The following is a 16,986-nucleotide window of genomic DNA, read 5'->3' on the forward strand; positions in this document are numbered from 1 at the left end:
CATTTTGGCGTAGTGAATCTAGCCCTAACTTTTGTTGTCTATTCATAAACAACAAAAAGTAGGTCTGACACAAAGATTGTTCAAATCTTTAATTTGAGTACAATCGACTGTGGAAATCTCATACTTTTGTAATGGCAAAAGTAAACGTATCGAAGATACATCGGATAAAAAATATATTAACTAAAAATTTTTAGGATAACTTCGTTGTAATTATATAGCTGTTTTGTTTTTTATAAGTCCTGTACAGGACTTACTATTATTTGTAAACAAATAATAGTTGAGATCTTTCGACTACACTACGTTTCGCTCAAGATGACGTGTTGGGGAGATTTGTTTTGCTAGGTACTAAGACGTGAAATATTACATTTTTATTCAGAATATAAATATATTTTGAAGTTTATTTACTGTTCACGTCTATCTCTTAAACAAAGGGATTTCCCTTATACGTCATTTCGACTGTAGCGATAGCGGAATGGAGAAATCTCATATTTTTGCTTGTAAACAAGCAAAAATAAATGTATCGAAGATACATTCAATAATGGAGATCTCAACTATTGCTTGTTTATATTTCTGAAAGAAATCTTAACGAAAGTATTAATTAACTTTTTATAGAATTAAAAAACTCAACTTTGAAAAAAGCTGAGTTTTTGTTTTTGTCCTATTTATTTATGATTTGAAAGTCCAAACTTGTTTAGAAAATGGAATATTAAACTTAGTACCACTGCAACCATACTTGCAAGAACCATTCCTTTTAATTGCATTCCAAAGAAATTAATTGAAATTCCACTAAGTCCTGTTACAAATACAACTGAAGTCAAAATCAAATTTTGGCTATTTGAATAGTCAACTTTTGAATCAACTAAAAGTCTTATTCCGGAAGTACCAATCATTCCGTAAAGTAAGAATGTTATTCCACCAATTACATTTCCCGGTATGCTTTGAATTAACATACTTAAAGGGGCGATAAATGCCATACATATTGAGATTACTGCTGCACCGGCAATTACATAAACTGAATAAACTTTAGTAACTGCCATTACACCTATGTTTTCTCCATAAGTTGTTGTTGGAACTCCACCTACAAGAGCGGATAACATAGTTGAGAAGTTATCAGCAAAGATACTTCTATGTAAGCCCGGATCTTCTAAAAGATTTTGTCCGATTATATTACTTGTTACAACTTGATGACTTATATGTTCTGAAGTTATTACGAGTAATGCAGGAAACATTATCAAACTTGCTTTGAAGTCAAAAATCGGGAATTGAAATTCCGGTATTGTAAATAATGTTGAAGATGTAACTGTAGAAAAGTCAATCATTCCAAAAGCTAAGGCTGCTATATATCCACAGATGATAGCAATTAGTATTGGTATAGTTCCTAAAAATTTTCTAAATACAACTGAGCCTAAAATTGCAACTGAAAGTGTAATCATGAACACCCAAACGTCTGCACTTGTTGAAGTTTCAGTCAATATATTTGCACCGATTTTTCCGCCTGTTATTGTATTTCCTGCAAGTTCAAGACCAATAAGAGATACAACCGCACCCATTGCTGCCGGTGGAAGTACAATATTTATCCAATCAGTTCTAAATTTGTATATTAGGTAAGCCAAGATACAACCTAAAAATCCTGTTGTTGCAAATGCTCCAAGTGCATATCTATAACCCATAGTATTAATAATAACAGTACCTACTCCTAAAAATGCAAAACTTGAACCTAAATATGCAGGAGCTTTTCCTTTTGTGATAAAAATAAACAATAATGTACCTATACCATTCATCAAAAGAACAATGCCAGGGTTTACATTAAACAAAATTGGAACTAAAACTGAAGCTCCAAACATAGCAAAAGTATGTTGTAAACTCAAAGGTATAAGCATTGTTACGGGAACTTTATCCCTTACACCGATAATTTCTTTATTATTCATAAATCCTCCTTTGACTTAAGCTTTAAAAACATATAAAAAAATGAAATAACAACAGTTATTCCATTAATAATTAAGTAAAATATTTTTAAAGACAGTAAGTCCACTATTAAAATTGAAAAAGAGTATCGTTAAAACAAAGTTAAAAAAGTTAAATAGATTTGTTTTAAAAAACTTAACTAAATTTGCCATAACTTACCTCCTTAAATTTATCTTTACAATTATACATCATAAAAAACAAAAAGTAAAGTTTTAAAAACTATAAAAATTAAAGAATATCATTAAAAATTAAAATTTCCATTTTGAGTTTTAGCTTACTATAATTAGGTTTACATTAAACATTTCAAAAAGGAAACTTAATGTCATCATACTTTTAAGTTAAAATCATTTTAAAAATGAAAAGTATGATATAATATAAAGGTATGAAGGTATTATTTTATACTATTATAAATTATTTAGGAGTAAGAAATGAAAGATTATTTATCTAAAGTTAAAAAATATATTATTCTTCAAATAATTTTGGATTTTATTGGAGTTATTTGTTTAGCATTAACTCCATTGATTCAAAAGTGGTTATTCGACTATGGATTACAAAGTACGTCAAGTCAAATAATTTTAGCCATTCTATTATATGCTTTATTACTTGGAATTTATTCTCTAATGCAATATTTTTGCATTTTAGTAGCATTTAAATCAGGAATTTCATTTGAAACAAGACTTAAAAAGAGTTTTTTTGATAAAATTTTTAATATGAATGCTAAAGTTTTTCAAGAGAAGCCGATAGGGGAATATATTTCTATTCAATCAAATGATATTACTGCATTAGAACAAGATTATTTACAACCTATTGTAGATGTAATTCGTTCTGTAAATATGATGTTGATTTATGGAGTTATTATTTTTATGAATATCAACTATAAAATTGGTTTAGTTGTAGTTTTATCTTCTATTTTTGCGATTTTTATCCCAAAGATATTTGGAAAAATGTTGGATAATAGTAGAAGTAATTATCAAAAACATCTTGGAAAATATACTTCAACTATTTCCGATTTGCTTGAAGGTTTTGGTTTAATAAATTCTAAAACAATTGAAAATATAAAAAATAGACATAATGAAATTCTATATAAAACAGCAGATAAAAGGTATGAATTTGGGAAGAAAAAGGCTCTTGTACTTGGAGTAAGTGATTTTATGACCAAAATGGTTAGGGCGTTAACTTTTACTATTGTAGGATATTTATTTTATAAAAAAGAGATAACAGTAGGTGTGGCAATAGCGACACTAAGCTATTCTTCTGCATTTATTGACCCTATTGATAGTTTGCTATATGACATTACTGCTATACGTTCAGTTAATTCTACAAAACAAAATATACTTTCATTTTTAAATCAAAAATCAGAAATAATAAATAAAAAAGAATTAGAAACTTTTAAAAACGAGCTTATTTTTGATAATGTAAATTTCACGGTTGATAAATTACAACTAGAAGATATAAATTTAAAAATAGAAAAAGGAAAAAAATATGCAATTGTTGGTAAATCAGGTGCAGGAAAGTCAACTTTTTTAAATTTATTACTTGGAATACATAAGCCAAATCAGGGGAAAGTCATTATTGATGGAGAAAATGTAAAAGAGCTTAATTTATCAAATACATTGCTTTATATGAGTCAACATGAGCATATTTATCGTGCATCTGTAAAAGAAAATATAACTGTTTTTGATTCATATTCCTATGATTATATTCCTAATAATGCCAACGAAGTTACGATAGTCAAAGATATACTCGGTAGAAATACTCCTGATTGTTCAAACTTTAGTGGTGGTGAAAAAAGAGTTCTAGCATTACTTCGTATATTATGCAGAAAAGGAGAAATACTAGTTTTGGATGAACCTTTTACGGGCGTTGATACGGAAAGTGTTTCAAGACTAGAAGATATTTTATTGAAATCTGATCAAACAGTTTTGATTGTAACACATAATACATCTACTGAGCATCTTAAAAAATTTGATAATATAATTAAGGTGATAGATGGAAATGTAATTATGAAAAAAGTAGATTTTTAAAATAGTTTAAAAAAACGGTTAATTTCTGAAAATAGCTGTTTTTTATTTTATAATTTTAAAATATATAATATAGAAAGATAAATGATTATTTTAAAAATTATTATTTAAAATACAAGATAATGTCTATTTTAAGTTTATATTGATTTATTTTATTAAAATTTCTTATGATATTCAATTTCAAGCTTTATAATTTATTTGTAAATAGACTTTAAATTCTTATTATAATAAATTATTTTTAAAATTAACTGACTATTTTTCATAAAATATTATTATTTTTAAAAATTATAATTCAACACTTTAAAAGTTAATTTTATTAAAAAGTATAAAATTTATTTATAATATGTTGACATACCTGTTATTTTGTGTTATCATTCAAATTGAATAAATTAAGAATTGGAGGGATATTATGTCTAAAAAGAAATTGAGTTTAAGAGCACTCGTTTTAATGGTGTTCACTTCTGTATTTGGTTTTACTAATGTAACAAGATCATATTATCTTATGGGATACGCAGCTATTCCTTGGTTTATTATATCTTGTTTAACTTTCTTTTTACCATTTGCATTTATGATTGCAGAATACGGAGCAGCTTTTAAGGATTCTGAAGGTGGAATGTATTCTTGGCTTGAAGGAACTTCAGGAGGTAAGTATGCATTTGTTGTAACATTTATGTGGTATTCAGCATTTATTGTATGGATGGTAAATGTTGGTTCAGGTATATGGATTGTTTTATCAAATGCAATTTTTGGAATTGATAAAACTCAAAGCTGGTCACTATTCGGACTTGACTCTGTAAAAACATTAGGTATTCTTGCTATTATATGGATTATTGTTTTAACATTCATATCCACAAAGGGTGTTGATAAAATTAAGAAGTTCACATCTTTTGGGGGTAGTGCCGTAGCATTGATTAATGTATTTTTATTTGTTGGTGGAATTTTAATGTTAATCCTTAATAAAGGTGGAGTTGGAGATCCTATAACTGCTGATGCTTTTGTTCGTTCACCAAATCCTGCTTATGCCGGAGGCTTACAAGTTTTGTCATTTGTTGTTTATGCTATATTTGCATACGGTGGTTTGGAAATTGTCGGAGGACTTGTTGATCAAACTGAAAATGCTGAAAAGAACTTTCCAAAAGGAGTTGTTATTTCAGCCATTGTAATATCTTTAGGATACTCATTAGGTATTTTAATTTTTGGTACATTTACTAAATGGTCATTTGCATTTGCAGAATTTTCTAGTCAAAAAATTACTTTAGGTAATGTATCATATATTGCTATGAACCATATGGGATATCAATTAGGTCTTGCTTTTGGGCTTGCAGAATCTGCTGCTAGAAATGTAGGACTTTGGGTTTCTCGTTATATGGGTATTTCAATGTTCCTAGCATTAACAGGAGCTTTCTTTGCTCTTATTTATTCTCCACTAAAACAATTAATTGGTGGAACTCCTAAAGAATTATGGCCAAAATCATGGACTGAACAAAAAAATGGAATTTATACTAAACCAATGGTTTATCAAGCAGTTTGTGTAATTATAATAATCTTTATAGTATCATTCGGTGGAAAAAGTGCACAACAATTTTTCCAAGTTTTAGTTTCAATGACAAATGTTTCAATGACTTTACCATATTTCTTCATCGCTTATTCATTCTTGGCGTTTAAAAGAGATGATAAGATAGAAAGACCTTTTGTAAAATTCAAAACTTATGCATCAGCTAAAGTTGCGGTTGCGGTTGCTTGTTTTATAGTAGGTTTTGCAAATTTATTTACAGTTATTGAACCTGCAATCACATCAGGAGACTGGTTAACAACTATAATGTCAGTTGCAGGACCATTAGTATTTACTTTAATTGCACTATATCTTTATGGAAGAATGGAAAAATCAAAGGGAATAAATTAATATTAACAAATAATATAAAAAACGACAAATCTAAAAGATTTGTCGTTTTTTGATTGTATTTATGTTTAAATTTTTTATTTTCTTTTTAATATTGGTGATATTCTTTTGTATAATAATGATGTTACTATTGAAGTAACAGCTGTTTTAACTAAGTTAAAAGGTAATACTGAGAATAGCATTAATGTAAAGTAACTTTTTACCAGTGGATTAATTTTTGCTACCATTCCGACAAAAGCATTTAAGTCAATTTTTAAAAGTTTTGCATAAAGTGGAAATATTATAAAATAATTGCTCAAAGTTGCAATTATTGACATTGAAATACTACCTATTACAAGTCCTAGTAAAGCAGATTTTTTGCTTTTATTGTGTTTATAGATAAAAGCAGTTGTTAAAACGAAAGCTGATGAAACTATTAAGTTTGAAAGCTCTCCGACATAAAAAGTTTTTGTTCCGTTAATTACAATATTAAGTAAAATTTTTATACATACAATTAAAAATCCTGCTAACGGTCCCATTGCAAATCCACCGATTAATGCAGGTAATTCTGCAATATCCATTTCCATAAATGTCGGGGCAAAAGGTAGTGGGACTTTAATAAACATTAAAAGCACTGATATTGATGCAAGAATTGCAATTTTTGTAATTTCTGAAATACCAAATTTTTTGTTGTTCATAATAACCTCCTAAATTTTAGCAAAAAAAATGCCATCTTTAGGGCATAACAATTTCTTCTCTCATCCAGACTTTAACTGTCGGTATTGGAATTTCACCAATTCAGCATAATGCTCGCAGACTTTACTGCCGGTGAGGAAACGACCCTCGCCCTGAAGACAAGTTGAGTATAACATAAATAATAAACATTGTCAATATAAAAGACAAAAATATGCTTAATTTACTTTTGAAAGAGTTTTTAATAAGAAATTCTAATAAATAAGGGGATATTCATTAGAAAAACTTATTGATTGATAAAATATTTGCAAAAAAATTTTTTATAATATATAATCTATAGGTGATAAAATATTTTTAAGGAGGTAGCATTGTAATGAAAATGCTTAAAAAATCTTTGCATTTGTACTTTTGTTTTCAATAACATTCAGTTCTATCGGAATAAGTAGTTATGCAAAAGAGACAAGTGCTTTAACTGAAGTTGAAGATTCAACTGTTATGTCTCCTACTGAGGACGGAAAGAGAACTTTCACACTTAAGGGATCCGACCTGGAAGAAAAAGACATTAAGGCGAAAGTAGTTCTTAAAGGAAGTACTGAACGTTTAACAGAAGTTGAAAAGTCAATGACTTTTTCTGAAGAAACAAAAGAAAGTTCAAGTAGAAAAATAGTTACTTTAACTTTTCCAAAAAATGAAACAGGAAAAAGCATACAATATGAAGTTGCTTTTGGTGTAAATGGTAATTCCGGTTCATTTTATGAAGAATTTAAAAAGCTTGTTAGAATTAGAAAGAGTACATCAAATGGCGGTGGTGGAGTTGTAGTTCCTCCGGTAAATCCTGAACAACCAAATCCTGTTGAAGAAAATGCGATTTTAAATGCAATGGCAGATAAAGAAAATTTGCCAACAGAAGGTGGAGAAGTAAATTTAACTGTATATACTAAGAAAATTAATGATAAACATATTTCTCCTGAAAATGTAAAACTTCAAATATCATTAGATGGGGTTGTAACTGAATTAGGAAAAAATGTAGAAGTAAAAGGTGAAAAAGCTAAAAAGACAATTACTTTGAATTTTCCTAAAAATACTACTTCTAAGGAACAAGTTTATACTATAAAATTTAATGCAAAAGGCTCTGAAACAGATTTTCAAGCTGAACCGACAGTTACTATTAAAGTTGCTCCTTCTGAACAAAATAATGATGAAAATGCAATCGTCAGAGTAACACCTGAAAATCAAAACTTACCAACAGAGGGCGGAAAAGCAAATTTAGAATTAATTACTAAAAGAATTAATGACAATCATATTCCTGCTGATCAAGTAAAGGTTCAAGTTTTATTAAATAATGTACCAACTGATTTAGGAAAAAGTGCTGTAGTAACAGGGGACAAGGCTAAAAAGACTGTTTCAATTGATTTTCCTAAAAATAATACAACAAGTGAACAAGTTTATACTTTAAAATTCAATACAAACGGGTCTGAAACAGTATTTCAAGATAATCCGACAGTAACTGTTACAGTTGCTCCGGGATTTGAAGAAAATAATATGGTAATAAATGAACTTAAAGTAAAAACTCCTAATATGCCAAAGGTAGGAGGGGTTAATACTATTACTGTAAAAGGTGAAAATTTAGAGTCTGATAAACTTAAACTTGAAATTTTTAAGGTTGAAAACGGTGTTGAAAATAAAATTAATATGGATTACACTTTCAACGGAACAAATAAAGTTCAAAGTGCAACTTTAAAATTCCCTGAAGCAAAATCAAATAAGGAAGAAGTTTATAAGATTAGATTAAATGATAAAGAGGTTACTGTTACTGTAGGTGGCGAAGAAAGTGGAGATATTATAGATTTATTACCAAGTAATGTATATCTTGACAATAGTAAGACAAAAATAACTGTAAAATTTGATGAGAGAGTTTTTGAAGTTAAAGATAATGAAACTTTAAAAGCCGGTATTTCTTATAAAAAATCTACAACAGACAATTTTGAAAAGTTAAAAGCGGAAGATAAGGTTGAAGTTGTTGGAGATAAAATTGTCATAACTTTGGCTAATAAAATAGATATTAAAATCGGTGCGACAATTAGATTTGAAGAAAGAATAATAAAAGACGGGGAAAACAGAGAAAATAGAGCTTTTGAACAATTTATAAAAGATGCTTTCCCAACGGTAAATGAAGCTAATTTTGTTGAAGGCGAAGTTCTAACTAAAGCCGGCGGAAATGTAAAGGTTAAATTAGTTGGAGAAAACTTAAGTGAAGCTGTTAAGGTCAAAATTCTAATAAATAATAAGGATAAAACTTCAAATTCAGAAATAACAGAATCAGCAAATGTAAATGTAGAAGTTGTAAATAATACTGAACAAATTATAAGTTTTACCTTACCTGAAAATAAAACCGATAAAGCTGAAACTTATTCAGTCATGGTATCATTGGATAATGGAAAGACATATTCTTCAGCAATTGGAGTAAATATATTGGAAAATAGGGCTAAAAGATTAGTTGCAACAGTTTTACCTACTGATAAAATAACTGACAAACCTATCTTAAGTTTTATGTCAATTCAATCTTATGGAACATCAGGTGGCGGTACAGAACAACCGGATGTAACTCACACATATACTCCTGTAGGTCAAGAAAGTAAAAAAACTTGGGTTACTATGTTTGGAGCTAATTTCAATAAAGCCTTGACAAAGATAAAAATTGTAGATGAAAACGGAGTAGAATGGTATCCATTGCAAAATGAAGGTACTTCAGACAGTATGGACAATTTCATAATGGTAAGTGCAGACGGTACTGGAATTTACGGTAATGGAAATACTCAAATGTTTGAACTTATTTGCCCAAGAAATGTTACAATCCCTACTAATCCAAATGGTGATGTTACTTTTAAATACTTAGTTGCTGTTGACGGTGAAAACTATGACCAAGAAGTTTTTGTAAGAGCGACTGTTGTAAATGACAAAGTTGGCAAAAAAGAAAATATGACAGCAGATGAAATATCTGAAGTAACAGTAAAACATGAAACAGAAGATGGAAAATTAGTTTTCAAAGGTGCGACTGTTAAAGGTTATAAATGGTCTAAACTTAGATCTTTTAATGTAAGACCTATAGAAAATAATGCAAATTTTGAAGCTATAAAATACAAGATTGTTAGAGCCGACGGAAGTGTTGAAGAAAAAGAAATTGGACATATTCACGAAGAAAAAGTTAGAGATATTAAAGAAGTAACTTTTATCTATAAGAGTAATATAAATCTTGACGAATTAAATAAAGCAATAACAAATGCGAATACTGCAAAAGGTACAGATAAATACAAATATGCTACAGAAGAAATCAAAAACGAATTTGACAAAGCGTTAGAAGAAGCTGTTAAGGCTGTAGAAAATCCTGTAAGTCAAGAAAATGTAAACAAATTAACAAAGGATTTAAAGGAAAAGACAGAAAAATTGGATGGTGTTAAACCTGAAAATCCTGAAGAAGAAATTACACTTACAGATGAAGAAACTAAGATATCTGTAACAGGAAAGAATTTAGCCGGAAAGGAACTTGTAGTTGAAAAAATAGATGCTAATCAAATTCCTTCTTTGAAAGGTAAAAATGTCTCATTATTTGATATTTCATTTAGAGATGCAGTTACAAAAGAAAAGGTAAATTTACCTGTTGGACATTATGTGGTTGAAATTCCTAAAGAAAAAGGAAAAATTGCAGACCAACTTTATTATGTTGATGATGACGGAAAGCTTGAAGTTTTAACTTTTGTGCATAATGATGGTTATATAAAATTTGTTGCAAATCATTTTTCAAAATATGCAGTAGAGTATAGAGCTGAAAAACCTGAAGATAACAACAAACCGGGAAATGATAACAGTAAACCTGGGGATGATAATAACAAACCGGGAAATGACAATAATAAACCTATAAAAGATGTAAAACCTGATAACAGAACTGCTAGAAAACCAAAATTAGCTAGAACAGGTATTGCACAAATCTCATTATTACCTACTGTTCTTTTAGGAATTGCTACAGCTGTAATATCTAAAAAGAGAAGATAGTATCGTAATTATAAAGAACTCCAATATTTTTATTGGAGTTCTTTTTTATAAATATTATAAAACCAGCATTATATTATAAATAATTATAATGAATAAGTATTTTCAATTAATAATTCTAATTTTACTACGTAATATATATGTGTTATAATACAAATGTAAATATATAAAGTATTGTATTTGGCTAAATAATAATAACAAATATTTTAAGCCGGAGGTGAGTGTTAAAAATAGTCAGATACATAGCTAAAAGTTATTTTATCATAGAATTTCTTGAAAATGTCTAAAAGAATAACGAGTATAAATTAAGGAGTTATGATTTAATATCAATGACGGTTATGGAAAATTTGAGAGAAGAAGTTTTGGAACTTAGGCGAAATGCTTTTGTAGAGACAATAATGGGCTTAGAAAACGAAATATACATAATAGGTTGTTTGGGAAGAACTGTTCCGAAAGAAATATTTTACGGCTTTGACTTGGTGCCTCTACCTTTGGACGGAGTAGATAAATACATATTGGAATATTCAAATGAAAAAGATTTGTGTAGCATAGTTGATTCAACTTTAACTTATGCTATTACTAAAAAATGCCCTTTACTTTATAATGCAAAATTGATAGTTGTAGATAATTCTTGTCCTTTACTTTTAAAAATATTGAAAGATAATTTAAAAGATAAGATTTTTTTCTATGACAAAAATTTGGGAGAGTTAAAAAATAGAGTAGAAGAAGTCTATAAACGAGAATTTTCTGAAAAAAATTTTTTAAAAGCCGTTGAGTTATCAAAAAATATTTCTTCAAATTTAGAAAAACTTTCAAAAACAGATATTGACTCCAAATTTTTATACGAAGTCGAATTTTATACTCAATTTATTTTCTCTTTGGAAGAAAAAAATAATATGATTGATAGAATTTTATCTAATTTTAAAGATGTAGATAAAAAAAGGCAGAAACTATATATTCCAAGAGCAATTCAGATTTTGGACGATATTGATAAAAAATATAAGGACTATAAAATCATAGAAAATTTTTGTCTTGGAGAAGTTTTTAAGACTTATAAAAGTAGTGGTTATGAATTTTTAAAAGAGAAGTATAATCAAGAAAAAGAAGAGAAATTAGATATTGTATTTCAAGATTGTCCCTATGGTAATAAATAAAAATTTATTTTAGGAGGCAAGAAATGGCTGATTACAGAAAAATGTGGGAAGAATTAGATATGGACGTTAATACTCATGATATTTTATGCGAAGTTTTACCTGTCGCATTTGGAGATGTTTTTTTAAGTCAAGAAAACAGACCTGAGAGTATGGATTATTTCAATATGGTAGTTGCAGAAATTCACGGAATTAGACCTGCAGAACTTATTGAATTTCAAAAGAAGGGTGGGAAAGTTGTAGGCTCTTTCTGTATCCATGTTCCTGATGAAGTTGTAGTTGCAGCAGGAGCTATTGCGACAGGGCTATGTAGCGGATCTCAATTTTGGGTTCCGGGTGGAGAAAAAGTACTTCCAACATCTACTTGTCCGTTGATTAAAGCATCTTTGGGTGCAAGATTCGACAGAACTTGTCCATTCTTTAGAATTGCCGATTTATTCGTTGGAGAAACAACTTGTGATGGAAAGAAAAAAGCTTGGGAAATTTTAGCAAAAGATGCTCCAATGTATATAATGGATATTCCACAAATGAAGAGAGAAAAAGACTTTGTTAAATGGAAAGAAGAAATAGAAGGCTATATGGCTGAACTTGAAAAATTGACTGGAAATAAAATTACAGAAGAAAGCCTTAGAAATGCAATTGTAACTTTGAATAACAAGAGAAAGGCACTTCAAAGATTAAATAATTTTAGAAAACTTGAAAATGTACCTATTTCAGGAAGAGATGTACTACTTATTACACAAATAGCATTTTATGATGACCCTGTAAGATTTACTGCACAAGTAAATAGACTTTGTGACGAACTTGAAGAAAGAGCAAAGAATAATGTAAGTGTATTCAAAAAAGGTACAAAGAGAATTTTACTTACAGGTACTCCACTTTCAATTCCAAACTGGAAGATTCACCAAATAGTTGAAAATATAGGTGGAATGATTGTCTGTGAAGAAATGTGTACAGGTAATAGATATTCTGAACATCTTGTTGATGAAAGTGGAAATACAATTGATGAAATGGTTGAAAATTTAACTCGTAGATATTTAGGAAATATCAACTGTGCATGTTTTACTCCGAATACTGAAAGAGTTGAAGACATAATAAGATTGGTTAAAGAATATAATATTGACGGAGTTATTGATGTAAACTTGAAGTTCTGTACACTTTATGATACAGAGGGAACAATAGTTGAAAGAGCTTTGAAAGAAGCAAAAATTCCTGTTCTAGGAATCGAAACTGACTATACGGATGCAGATAGTGAACAATTAAAAACAAGAATTGGTGCATTCATTGAGATGTTAAGCTAATGTTATATTATATTTTTTTAAAGATACCAAAAATGGACAGGAGCTTTATCGATTAATGAAGGAAAATGGAATAAAATGTACAATAGCGCCGACTCCAAAAACTGAAGATCATTGTTGCGGAATAAGTATTTTATTCTATGATATTGAAGATAAAGGATTAATTGAAAAGTTAATTTCTGATAATGGTATTGAGATTTTAAAATTTTATGAAAAAGAGAAGGATATAAATCCTAATAGAATGAAATTTTGTTAAAAAGAAAAGCCCTGCTTGTATTTGTTACAAGTTAAGGGCTTTTCTTTTATCTATGAGAATTTTATAATTTTATTTTTATATAAAAATCCTACTTTAATTGCCAAATTTTTTGCTTTCAATTATTATTGAACACTTAGTTTAAAAGTTTCTTCTTCTTTATCAAAAGCTAAAGAATAAGTTTTGCCTTTTTCAACTTCAAGTGAAAGTTTTGTAGGACCCCAAGTTGTAGTTACATTTTTATGAAGTATTCCGGGTCTTGTATAACTGTAAGTAAGCTCAACATCAACAGTTCCCGGTAATGCATAAATTACAGACTTAGTTCCTTCATAAGCAATACTCGGATAAGCATTTGGACTTATAATTCTTCCTACAAGAGATTTTGAAGTGATAGGGCTAAAACTTGTAGATAAATAAATTTTAACTGCATCAGGGTGATCTGAAAGCCATTTTTCATATCCTTGTTTTCTTTTTTCATCCAAATTACGATTCCGATAACATAAACTATTAAAACTGCAGGAATTATATAAGCCATAACTCCCATATTTTTAATCATTTGTGAAATATTATCCATAATGTCCTCCTATATATTTATTCCGCTTTTAGCGTTATTGCTTCCGCTTTATCTCCGATAATAGTAAGATCTTCAATGAGCTTTTGAAATTGTTTATAACCTAATAATGAAAGATCATAACTTTTAGTATTATCATTTGAATCAGTTACATATAAAGTTAGAATATCATTATTTTTTATTCTAGCTTTCATTGCACATTCTTCTATATTATATTCATCAATTTTTTTGCCTTTTACGACTGTTAAAGTTTCATCAGTAACTTTAACATATAATTTTTTATCACTAAGTGTAAAATATAATGACACAATTCCTACAATTGCTACCACTATTACATTGACATATAGTTGGACAAAGAAATGTAAAATAAAGCCTAAAAATGCACAAGCAATAACCAACGTTATCAATTCTTTTACAAATTGAAAAGAAGTTGATTTGTAGATTCTTTCGTTCATAAATTTCTCCTTTCAATAAATTTTTTAAAAAATCAACATACTTTATATAAAGCATGGTGAAATAAATTCCTTTGAAATAAATATTTTATTTTAAATTCTTTCTTGTAAATATCATCTTACCAGCAGGTGTTTGCAATATACTTGTAACGGTTGTTTCTATTGTCTGTCCGATGTAATCTTTTCCGTCTTCAACTACAATCATAGTTCCGTCAGGAAGATAACCAAGACCTTGTTCAGGCTCTTTACCACGATTAATGACTTCAACAACAAGCTTTTCTCCTTGAATTACAACCGGTTTAACTGCAAGTGCAAGTTCATTTACATTGAGTATAGAAATTTTTTGAAGTGATGCGACTTTATTTAAATTATAGTCATTAGTAATTAACTTACCATTATAATCTTCTGTCAATTTTAAAAGTTTATGATCAACTTCCTTAATATTCTTATAATCTTTATCTACAATTTTTATTTCAATATTCTTTTCGTTTTGTAACAAATCTAAAATATCAAGACCGCGTCTGCCTCTTTGTCTTCTGTTTGGATCTTCAGAATCGGCAATATATTGCAATTCTTTAACCATAAACATCGGAATTATAATTGGCCCTTCTACAAAACCTGTTTTTACTATATCGTAAATTCTTCCGTCAATAATAACAGAAGTATCTAATATTTTAGGACAAGAATGCCCTTTTTTGTTGGATTTTTCTTTTGAAAAAATTTTGAATTTCAAGATTTCTTCTTTTTTATCTACTGCAATTTTAATTCCTACAAATCCGAGTGCAACATATATAAAAATACTAATTGTTGCGCTCAATAAATTTCCGATAACCGGAAATTTTATATTTGAAATAGGTAATGAAATTAAGAAAGCTATAACAAGACCAACTATAAGTCCCAAGATTGCGATAACAAAATCTGAAGTTGGTGTCTTTTGAGCTTTTTTAATCATAACATCAAAATTACCTGTTAGTTTCTTTAAAATTGCGGGGAATAATAAATAAAAAATAATACCAAAAATAATTGCAAAAACCGAATAAATCGAAACTATAACAGGGTTACTTAAACGTAACTCAAAAACTTGACCAACTCCGTAGGCTAATAAAATCCCAATAAGCCCACCAAAAACAAAGGTCAAGTACCTTAAAACTTTATACATACTTTCCTCCTAATGTTCTATAGAATAATCTATAATTTTATTTATTTTGTTTTTTGGAAAACCACTTACCATTACAAATTCTGAAATCAAAATTCGCTTTGCAAGGTTTAACATGAATAATTCTTTTAGAGAAAGTTTACCCTTTTCGTTTCTAACAGCCAAACCTTTAAAAACATAAGCAATTTCGAAAATATCAGAAGACTTAAGCTTTTGTGTGTTTTCTCTATATCTTTGAATCCAATTGTTTGGCATAGGGCATTTCTCATTATTAATATAATTGTAAACTCTATCAAGGGTGTCTTCGTTTACGAGCTCTCTAAATTCAAATTTATCAATATCTTTTTCTTTAATAAAAATATGTAAATTTTGCTCAAAAGGGAGTTCTATAACATAAAATCTTTCACAATTATCGCCGAAACTTTTGATTTCTATGCTTTTAACCAATCCTGCTCCATGCATAGGATAAAATATTCTGTCTCCAACATCCATAGCAAACTCCTAAAATAAAACCCTAACTACATAACAACCTCCAATACTATTATACACCAAATTATAAAAAAATTAAAGGATTGTTTAGAACTTAACATTATTAGATTAAGTTTAATAAAAGGAGTAAATTTTCTTTTATTATTTTGTTATTTTTTATTATAAGAACAAAGTTTTCATTTAAATTTGAAGATTCTTTAAAGATTTTATTTTCATATTTTGATTTAAAAACTTTAGCTTTTATATTGTTTTCAATTATTCCACTTTCTAATTCCAAAGTGATTTTTATTTCATCTTTATTGCTTGTAATACTGTAATTGCTTTCGTGAAAATTTATATCTATATTTTTTATATTAAAAAGTCTTATTATAAGATAATTTTTTTGAATATAAATTGTTTTTAAAATTCCTTTAAATTTTTTGTTATTAATAGTTAAAATTTTGTTTAAAATGCTTTCTTTATACTCATAGATATAACTTAAAACTTTAAGGTCAATATAATTGTGGTAAATCAGCTTTGACAGCATCTCTTTATCTTTAAGCTCTTGATACATCTTGTAGATTTTAGGCATTTCTTGTTGATTAACATGGTCATGAACGTCAAATCCAAGTCTTTTTCCCAAATTAATAGCCTTTAGACTAGGTTCATCTAGAAAAAAGTTAAGTTTTTGGAATTGTCTATAAATATCTATATTTTGAAAATCAATTTTTAGAATATTGTATTTTTCCATTTTTTTTCTGATAAATGGAAAGTCAAACCTATCTCCATTGTATGAGATGACTTTTTTTGATTTTAAAAGCTCTTTTACTGTTAAAATCAGCTCTTTTTCTTCTGCTTCGTCTTCAATATAGTATTGAGAATAGATTAAATTTTTTCCTTTTTTCTCGCAAATTCCGAACATATACATAAAGTCTTTAGTTCTATTAAGACCTGTTGTTTCTATATCAAATAAAATATAATCTTCAAAATCAGAGTCAGTTTTTTCAATATTTACAACTTTTTTCATAACAA

Annotated in this window: 13 protein-coding genes and 1 riboswitch; of the genes, 6 read left to right on the forward strand and 7 right to left on the reverse strand. The window is 28.3% G+C overall.

Features of this window, described 5'->3' with window-relative positions; all coding sequences use genetic code 11:
* Window positions 1-662: 662 nt before the first annotated feature.
* Window positions 663-1,928: a uracil permease gene (uraA, locus tag HMPREF9127_RS01360; protein WP_009448203.1), complete on the reverse strand. Its 1,266-nt coding sequence runs from the start codon at window positions 1,926-1,928 to the stop codon at window positions 663-665.
* Between the two features lie 465 nt (window positions 1,929-2,393).
* Here uraA and HMPREF9127_RS01365 point away from each other — a divergent pair, with 465 nt between their 5' ends.
* Both HMPREF9127_RS01365 and yjeM read left to right on the forward strand, forming a co-directional pair.
* Window positions 2,394-3,989 (forward strand): ATP-binding cassette domain-containing protein, encoded by a 1,596-nt coding sequence (locus tag HMPREF9127_RS01365; protein WP_009448165.1) that lies wholly within the window; start codon window positions 2,394-2,396, stop codon window positions 3,987-3,989.
* Between the two features lie 406 nt (window positions 3,990-4,395).
* Window positions 4,396-5,889 (forward strand): glutamate/gamma-aminobutyrate family transporter YjeM, encoded by a 1,494-nt coding sequence (gene yjeM, locus HMPREF9127_RS01370; RefSeq protein ID WP_009448056.1) that lies wholly within the window; start codon window positions 4,396-4,398, stop codon window positions 5,887-5,889.
* 74 nt (window positions 5,890-5,963) lie between these two features.
* Here yjeM and HMPREF9127_RS01375 read toward each other — a convergent pair whose 3' ends face one another.
* Complete coding sequence (locus HMPREF9127_RS01375; RefSeq protein ID WP_009447923.1) at window positions 5,964-6,563, reverse strand: ECF transporter S component; 600 nt, start codon at window positions 6,561-6,563, stop codon at window positions 5,964-5,966.
* A 48-nt stretch (window positions 6,564-6,611) separates the two neighbouring features.
* Window positions 6,612-6,725, reverse strand: a riboswitch (FMN riboswitch).
* A 241-nt stretch (window positions 6,726-6,966) separates the two neighbouring features.
* Here HMPREF9127_RS01375 and HMPREF9127_RS01380 point away from each other — a divergent pair.
* The 4 genes from HMPREF9127_RS01380 (at window position 6,967) to HMPREF9127_RS01395 (ending at window position 13,310) form a co-directional block, all read left to right on the forward strand.
* The gene (locus HMPREF9127_RS01380; RefSeq protein ID WP_009447793.1) at window positions 6,967-10,608 is read left to right on the forward strand and encodes a hypothetical protein; all 3,642 of its coding nucleotides are present in this window, start codon (window positions 6,967-6,969) and stop codon (window positions 10,606-10,608) included.
* Window positions 10,609-10,943: 335 nt separating this feature from the next.
* Window positions 10,944-11,759: a 2-hydroxyacyl-CoA dehydratase family protein gene (locus HMPREF9127_RS01385; RefSeq protein WP_009448408.1), complete on the forward strand. Its 816-nt coding sequence runs from the start codon at window positions 10,944-10,946 to the stop codon at window positions 11,757-11,759.
* 23 nt (window positions 11,760-11,782) lie between these two features.
* Window positions 11,783-13,057 carry a double-cubane-cluster-containing anaerobic reductase gene (locus HMPREF9127_RS01390; RefSeq protein WP_009448336.1) on the forward strand — a complete coding sequence of 425 codons (1,275 nt, stop codon included), beginning with the start codon at window positions 11,783-11,785 and terminating at the stop codon, window positions 13,055-13,057.
* Window positions 13,058-13,112: 55 nt separating this feature from the next.
* Complete coding sequence (locus tag HMPREF9127_RS01395; RefSeq protein ID WP_009448133.1) at window positions 13,113-13,310, forward strand: putative Se/S carrier protein; 198 nt, start codon at window positions 13,113-13,115, stop codon at window positions 13,308-13,310.
* A gap of 122 nt (window positions 13,311-13,432) precedes the next feature.
* Here the strand turns inward: HMPREF9127_RS01395 and HMPREF9127_RS01400 are convergent, their stop codons facing one another.
* The 5 genes from HMPREF9127_RS01400 to HMPREF9127_RS01420 form a co-directional block, all read right to left on the reverse strand.
* Entirely contained in the window at window positions 13,433-13,789 is a 357-nt protein-coding gene (locus HMPREF9127_RS01400; RefSeq protein ID WP_009448084.1) for a hypothetical protein, read from the reverse strand.
* Window positions 13,790-13,898: 109 nt separating this feature from the next.
* Entirely contained in the window at window positions 13,899-14,333 is a 435-nt protein-coding gene (locus tag HMPREF9127_RS01405; RefSeq protein WP_009447862.1) for a hypothetical protein, read from the reverse strand.
* A gap of 85 nt (window positions 14,334-14,418) precedes the next feature.
* On the reverse strand, window positions 14,419-15,489 hold the full coding sequence (locus tag HMPREF9127_RS01410) for a PIN/TRAM domain-containing protein (RefSeq protein ID WP_009448028.1): 1,071 nt from the start codon (window positions 15,487-15,489) through the stop codon (window positions 14,419-14,421).
* Window positions 15,490-15,498: 9 nt separating this feature from the next.
* Window positions 15,499-15,978: a CarD family transcriptional regulator gene (locus HMPREF9127_RS01415; protein ID WP_009447904.1), complete on the reverse strand. Its 480-nt coding sequence runs from the start codon at window positions 15,976-15,978 to the stop codon at window positions 15,499-15,501.
* A gap of 100 nt (window positions 15,979-16,078) precedes the next feature.
* Window positions 16,079-16,981: an exonuclease gene (locus HMPREF9127_RS01420; RefSeq protein WP_009448226.1), complete on the reverse strand. Its 903-nt coding sequence runs from the start codon at window positions 16,979-16,981 to the stop codon at window positions 16,079-16,081.
* Window positions 16,982-16,986: the final 5 nt, after the last annotated feature.

Origin of the sequence: Parvimonas sp. oral taxon 393 str. F0440 (assembly GCA_000223315.2) — a bacterium.
Taxonomy (GTDB): Bacteria; Bacillota; Clostridia; order Tissierellales; family Peptoniphilaceae; genus Parvimonas.

What these genes read in the sequence shown, in the direction of transcription:
- uraA (WP_009448203.1), bottom strand. Translation starts at nt 1,928, where the DNA reads ATGAATAATAAAGAAATTATCGGTGTAAGGGATAAAGTTCCCGTAACA.
- HMPREF9127_RS01365 (WP_009448165.1), top strand. Translation starts at nt 2,394, where the DNA reads ATGAAAGATTATTTATCTAAAGTTAAAAAATATATTATTCTTCAAATA.
- yjeM (WP_009448056.1), top strand. Translation starts at nt 4,396, where the DNA reads ATGTCTAAAAAGAAATTGAGTTTAAGAGCACTCGTTTTAATGGTGTTC.
- HMPREF9127_RS01375 (WP_009447923.1), bottom strand. Translation starts at nt 6,563, where the DNA reads ATGAACAACAAAAAATTTGGTATTTCAGAAATTACAAAAATTGCAATT.
- HMPREF9127_RS01385 (WP_009448408.1), top strand. Translation starts at nt 10,944, where the DNA reads ATGGAAAATTTGAGAGAAGAAGTTTTGGAACTTAGGCGAAATGCTTTT.
- HMPREF9127_RS01390 (WP_009448336.1), top strand. Translation starts at nt 11,783, where the DNA reads ATGGCTGATTACAGAAAAATGTGGGAAGAATTAGATATGGACGTTAAT.
- HMPREF9127_RS01395 (WP_009448133.1), top strand. Translation starts at nt 13,113, where the DNA reads ATGAAGGAAAATGGAATAAAATGTACAATAGCGCCGACTCCAAAAACT.
- HMPREF9127_RS01405 (WP_009447862.1), bottom strand. Translation starts at nt 14,333, where the DNA reads ATGAACGAAAGAATCTACAAATCAACTTCTTTTCAATTTGTAAAAGAA.
- HMPREF9127_RS01410 (WP_009448028.1), bottom strand. Translation starts at nt 15,489, where the DNA reads ATGTATAAAGTTTTAAGGTACTTGACCTTTGTTTTTGGTGGGCTTATT.
- HMPREF9127_RS01415 (WP_009447904.1), bottom strand. Translation starts at nt 15,978, where the DNA reads ATGGATGTTGGAGACAGAATATTTTATCCTATGCATGGAGCAGGATTG.
- HMPREF9127_RS01420 (WP_009448226.1), bottom strand. Translation starts at nt 16,981, where the DNA reads ATGAAAAAAGTTGTAAATATTGAAAAAACTGACTCTGATTTTGAAGAT.